The following is an 823-nucleotide window of genomic DNA, read 5'->3' on the forward strand; positions in this document are numbered from 1 at the left end:
TCGCATACTCAATCATCATTTAAACAAAGTATTACTTAAGAAAACAAAGGAGCAAACATGGCTCAGTATCAATGCCCAGATTGTGGCTATATTTACGACGAAGACAAAGGTGCAGAACACGAAGGTTATCCATCAGGAACCAAGTGGAAGGATATTCCGGAAGATTTTCCTTGCCCGGACTGTTTTGTCCGAGAAAAGCCGGATTTTGAAGAAGTTAAACTTAAGTGAGGGGCTGTCATGAGCACTGAAAATTTTAGGAAATATTGTTGTATTACGTGTGACATGATTTACGACGAAGAGTTGGGTATGCCAGAGGAAGGAATTGAGCCGGGTACGCGGTTTGAAGACATCCCAGATGATTGGACTTGTCCTGAGTGTTCGGCATCGAAATCTGATTTTTACTTGCTTAAATAGGAACTGGAAAGTGAAACACATTGTTATTGTTGGTTCTGGCCATGCTGGATTGACCCTTTCAAGAGAGCTCCGTTTACTAAATAAAGATATTGCGATTACTCTGCTTTCACGAGATTCGGGCGATATGTATTACAAGCCCAATTTGTCTAAAGCTATTTCTATGAAGAAAAGCCCCGCAGACTTGGTCATGAAGAGAAAGTCTGTTTTAGAGCAGGAACAGAATATTAATATTCTGAGCGAAGTAAAGGTAACGGGAATCGAGAAAGAAGCTAAGTGCCTATTCTATTTGGATTCAGATGGCGTCGAAAGAGAGCTCGACTATGATCAATTGGTCCTGGCAACAGGTGCTTCTCCCGTTGATCTTAAACTAACAAATTCTGAAAGATGCATCTCTGTTAACTCGTTATCT

Annotated in this window: 3 protein-coding genes; all 3 read left to right on the plus strand. The window is 40.8% G+C overall.

Translation table 11 applies throughout. The features are described 5' to 3' along the window. Positions 1 to 57 precede the first annotated feature (57 nt). Entirely contained in the window at positions 58 to 228 is a 171-nt protein-coding gene (locus tag A3750_RS03410) for a rubredoxin (protein WP_068450844.1), read from the plus strand. 9 nt (positions 229 to 237) lie between these two features. Further along, a complete protein-coding gene (locus A3750_RS03415) occupies positions 238 to 414 on the plus strand; it encodes a rubredoxin (protein WP_068450854.1) in 177 nt (58 codons plus the stop codon). Between the two features lie 10 nt (positions 415 to 424). Further along, a partial coding sequence (locus A3750_RS03420) for an FAD-dependent oxidoreductase (protein ID WP_197474853.1) occupies positions 425 to 823 on the plus strand: 399 nt, incomplete at its 3' end.

Source organism: Oleiphilus sp. HI0079 (assembly GCF_001635105.1).

Excerpts from the sequence above, each read along its gene's own strand:
- A3750_RS03410 (WP_068450844.1), top strand. The coding sequence starts at position 58 with ATGGCTCAGTATCAATGCCCAGATTGTGGCTATATTTACGACGAAGAC.
- A3750_RS03415 (WP_068450854.1), top strand. The coding sequence starts at position 238 with ATGAGCACTGAAAATTTTAGGAAATATTGTTGTATTACGTGTGACATG.